Annotated in this window: 3 protein-coding genes; all 3 read left to right on the top strand. The window is 47.0% G+C overall.

Annotation, left to right across the window (positions count from 1 at the left end):
* The first annotated feature begins 210 nt into the window (after window positions 1-210).
* Genes trkA through Q0612_RS02320 form a run of 3 tightly spaced genes read left to right on the top strand, consistent with a single transcriptional unit; the run spans window position 211 to window position 4,496 of the window.
* A complete protein-coding gene (gene trkA / locus Q0612_RS02310) occupies window positions 211-1,557 on the top strand; it encodes a Trk system potassium transporter TrkA (RefSeq protein WP_210684386.1) in 1,347 nt (448 codons plus the stop codon).
* Between the two features lie 2 nt (window positions 1,558-1,559).
* Complete coding sequence (locus Q0612_RS02315; protein ID WP_298880262.1) at window positions 1,560-3,017, top strand: TrkH family potassium uptake protein; 1,458 nt, start codon at window positions 1,560-1,562, stop codon at window positions 3,015-3,017.
* A gap of 18 nt (window positions 3,018-3,035) precedes the next feature.
* Window positions 3,036-4,496: a TrkH family potassium uptake protein gene (locus tag Q0612_RS02320; RefSeq protein ID WP_298880265.1), complete on the top strand. Its 1,461-nt coding sequence runs from the start codon at window positions 3,036-3,038 to the stop codon at window positions 4,494-4,496.
* Window positions 4,497-4,610: the final 114 nt, after the last annotated feature.

The following is a 4,610-nucleotide window of genomic DNA, read 5'->3' on the forward strand; positions in this document are numbered from 1 at the left end:
GGTTAGAAAAAAAGAACCATACCAAAAGGTATGGTTCTTTTTTTCTGCCTGCAGCCATCTTATGATATCCCCTTTTTTACATATTATTAACACTTCGCCAACATCGTCAAAATAGCATCTGTCGACGTTTAAGGCTATTTGTGTTATAATATAGAGCAGTATTTAAGCAATAGAAATTAATGGGTTTTCCATCTTAAAGGAGTAATTAGAATGCGTATAGTGATAGCTGGTGCAGGTAAGCTTGGCTTTAGTATTGCACAGCTTTTAGCAGAAGATCAGTTTGATGTAGTAGTTGTAGAAATTGACCCCAAGCGCAAGGACGTTATTCAAAACACATTGGATGTACTAGCAATTGAAGGTAACTCCTGCAGCCCTACAACCTTTGCTGATCCTGATATCAGTGCTTCCGATGTGCTTATCGCCTGCACAGATAGTGATGAAGTAAATATGGTGACCTGCCTGATGGCCAAGAATCATGGTATTAAGCATACCGTTGCCCGTATCCGCAACGTGGATTATGCTATCCATTCGCCGGAAATGCTTAAGGATGATATGAAAATTGACCTCGTAATCAATCCTGAGCGTATTACCGCAGGTGAAATTGATCATATCCTGATGACACCATCTGCATTGAATGTAGATGACTTTGCTGATGGCAAGGTGCGTATGTTCGAAGCCAAGGTGAAGGAGGATTCACCTATCGTTAATATACCGCTGAAGGATTTGAATATCCCTAAGGATATCCTGATGGCCATGGTTTTCAGACGTCATCAGATGATAATTCCTCATGGTAATGATTACGTAATTCCGGGCGATAACGTTTACTTCGTAGGCAAGCATGAAGCAATCCGTGAGTTTGAAAATTCTTTCTCCAATACTTATGAAAAGTTGGAGAAGGTTCTCATCATCGGTGCAGGCCGCACAGGTCGCTTTTTAGCTCCCATGCTGGAAAAGCAGGGTATACAAGTTAAGGTTATCGAAAAGGATAAGGACCGTTGCCAGCTTTTGGCTGCCAAACTGAAGCGAGGCCTTGTTTTGTGCGGCGACGGCACTGATATCGACCTTCTGATTGAAGAGGGCGTTTCGGAAGCAGACGTTGTTATTTGCCTGACCGAAGATGATAAGCTGAACCTTTTGCTGGCACAGCTGGCCAAGCATCTGGGCGCACGTAAGACCATCGTGCGTGTTGCACGTAACGAATATATTGAGCTGATGGAAAAAGTTGGCGTAGACATCGTACTGTCTTCGCGTCTTTTGAGTGCAGGCGAAGTGCTGCGTTTCGTCCGCAAGGGTGGTATTGTATCCGTATCACTGTTGGAGGGAGCACAGGCCGAAGCTCTGGAGATTATTGTCGGCGAAAACAGCGATGTAGACGGTGTGGCAGTGCGTGATATGAACCTGCCGCCGGAATGCTTGCTGTGTGCTATTGTGCGTGGTAATGAAGCCTATATTCCTAATGGTAATACTGTCTTGCATGCTAATGACCGCGTAATTCTCTTTATCAAAAGTGAATTTTCCAAGACTACAGTACCGTTATTTGAAGGCCGGGGCGCTTAACTATGGATTCAAGGCTTGTTAACCGTTTATTAGCCAAGCTGACAATAGCATTTTCTTGTATATTGCTGGTGCCACTGATTGCTGCATTACTTGCAGACAGGGATCATATATGGATTTTTATATTTACGCTGATTACAACCAGCACTATCGCTTCGCTTTTTAACCTCTTTGGCAGCAGAAGACCGCGTCAGCGCCTGCGCGTGCGTGAAGCTATTGCGGTCGTAGGCTGCGGTTGGCTGTTGGTCTGCCTGATGGGTGCGCTGCCGTATTTGTTTTTAAATCCGGCGGATCCGATTGCGGCGGTTTTTGAAAGTGTTTCTGGTTTTTCTACTACCGGTGTTACTACCGCACTTTCTTTTAACGATTTTCCGCCTAGCATCCGTGTCTGGCGCTGTCTGACGCACTGGACCGGCGGCATCGGCGTTATCATGCTGTTTATTATCATCATGCCGCAGATGAACAGCGGTACAAGCTATCTGTTCAACGCGGAGCTTCCTGGTGGTACGGCTGAACGTACTTTGCCGAAAATCAAGGAATCTGCCATGATGATTCTCTTAATCTATGTTATTTTAACAGCAGTGGAGGTTGCCTTACTGCTGCTTGCAGGTTTGCCGATATTTCAGGCGCTGAACCTGGCGTTGGCAACTATGGCGACAGGCGGCTTTTCCTATTATCACGATAGCCTGATTTCCTTTAGGTCTGTTTATGTTGAGATTATTGCTATTGTTTTTATGCTGATTGCCAGCATGAACTTTTCTTTGTATTATAAAATCTGGCGTGGCGATTGGGCGTCCGTGCGTCAGGACAGCGAACACAGATATTATCTGCTGATACTCACAACAGCGGCTGCACTTATCTGTGGCAATCTGTATTTTTCCGGTTATATGGATTTTAACGGCGCTCTTCGTCACAGTATTTTCCAGGCTGTGTCTATCGGTAGTACGACAGGTTATGCGTCGGATGACTATAACAACTGGCCCAGTTTCAGCCGCAGCGTTCTGTTGATGCTGATGTTCATCGGCGGCTGCAGCGGTTCTACCGCAGGCGGTATTAAGATTACCCGTCTTGTTATCCTGCTGAAGGCAGGCTGGGCGGAGCTGCTGCGCACTCTGCACCCGCGCATTGTTTATTCCATCAGAATGGGTGAGCGTGAAATCAACCCGATTATCGTCGGTAATATTACGCGTTTTTTCTTCCTGTATATTTTGGTATTTATTGTGCTGACTATCCTGATTTCCCTGTCGGGGATACCGATAATGGAATCAATGGGCTTGATTGCTGCCTGTATGAGCAGTGTAGGTCCGGCCTTCGGCATTGTAGGCCCGACATCTACCTATAATTGCCTTTCCGATTGGGCACGTTTCATCAGCATTTGGGCGATGATTTTGGGACGTCTGGAAATTTTTACGCTGCTTGTTATCATGCGCCCTGATTTTTGGCGCGATAAGCAGAACTGGTAACAGCAGGAGGTATAAAAGATGAATGCAAAGGTTATAATATATCTCCTGGGAAGAATTTCTACCGGTCTGGCGATTGCTCAGCTGTTGCCGCTTTTGATGTCTGTTATCTATGGCGAATATGCTACCTCCAGAACATTTATCTTTTCCATAGCGGTAGCTGTTATTTTGGCCGGAATCTTTGATTACTATGGTGACGGTAGAGGAGCACGTAATTTATCCGTGCGCGAGGGCATCGGTACGGTATTCTTTTCGTGGCTTTTGGCTGCTGCCCTGGGTGCGTTGCCATATTGCTTTGACGGCATTTTGAACCCTGCCGCTGCCTACTTTGAAAGCATGTCCGGATTGACTACCACCGGCGCAACGGCGATTGCCAATCTTGATATAGTATCACGCAGCCTGCTGCTTTGGCGCACGCTGACGCACTGGATTGGCGGTATCGGTATCATCGTGCTGTTCGTGGCACTTCTGCCGCAGATTGCCGGTGGTGCTGTGTATCTTTTTAACGCGGAGGTCAGCGGCTTTTCCAACAGCCGTATTCTGCCGCGTATCCGTACAACTGCAGTAGCGTTGTTCTATATCTATCTGCTGTTTACGATTATTCTTACCGGTATGCTGGCAATTTTGGGCATGAGTACCTATGATGCTGTTAACCATGCCTGCTCGGCTATTGCTACCGGCGGTTTTTCGCCTTATAATGACAGCATCGCGCATTTTCACAGCGCGGGTATTGAAATCGTTACCGGTCTGTTTATGATTTTGGCGGCAGGTAACTTCGCCTTATACTATCAGGTTACGCAAATCGGCCTGAAGGTTTTGTGGCATGATCTGGAATTCAAAAGCTACATTGTGTTGCTGACTATTTTCACTGTTTTAATCAGCATCAACATTATTATGGTGAATGGCTACAGTGTGGCAGACGGCATACGTGAAGCCTTCTTCCAAGTGGCTTCCTTCGGCAGTACTACTGGCTATGTTTCGGCGGACTATGACCAGTGGCCGTCCTTTTCCAAGCTCGTTTTGGCTGTAACCTTCCTGACCGGCGGCTGCGCAGGCTCTACTGCCGGCGGTATTAAGGTCTGCCGTTTTATCGTACTGCTGAAAACTGTTATGGCGGAGCTGCGTCGCACTATGCATCCGCAGATGCTGCTCAACGTTTACTATGCTAAAAGACGTCTGCCTACAGAAACGATTATCAACGTCAGCCGTTTCTTTTTCGTTTATGTTCTGGTTATCGCTGTTTTGACTATGCTGCTTTGCTTAAGCGGTGTAGATGTAGACGAGGCCGTTTTTGGCGTGGCCTCCTGTATTTCCAGTGTCGGTCCTGCCTTTGGCAGCATCGGCGCTACCGGCAACTATGCCGGTGTTACCGGTATGGGACAGCTGACGCTGGCGTTGGCTATGCTCTTGGGACGCTTGGAGCTGTTTACAGTGCTGGCATTGCTCCGTGGTGAATACTGGCGCAGCAGCAAGAGATGGTAAAGTGAATATTGTGGGATGAATAAAGTAAATCCGACGTGCTGTAGAAGCGGTGCGTCGGATTTTTTGTGGTGCGCCCAGCATGGGCGATAACTAGGTGGTGAAAGTCCACTACGC

This window comes from uncultured Phascolarctobacterium sp. (genome assembly GCF_937920985.1).
Classification (GTDB): domain Bacteria; phylum Bacillota; class Negativicutes; order Acidaminococcales; family Acidaminococcaceae; genus Phascolarctobacterium_A.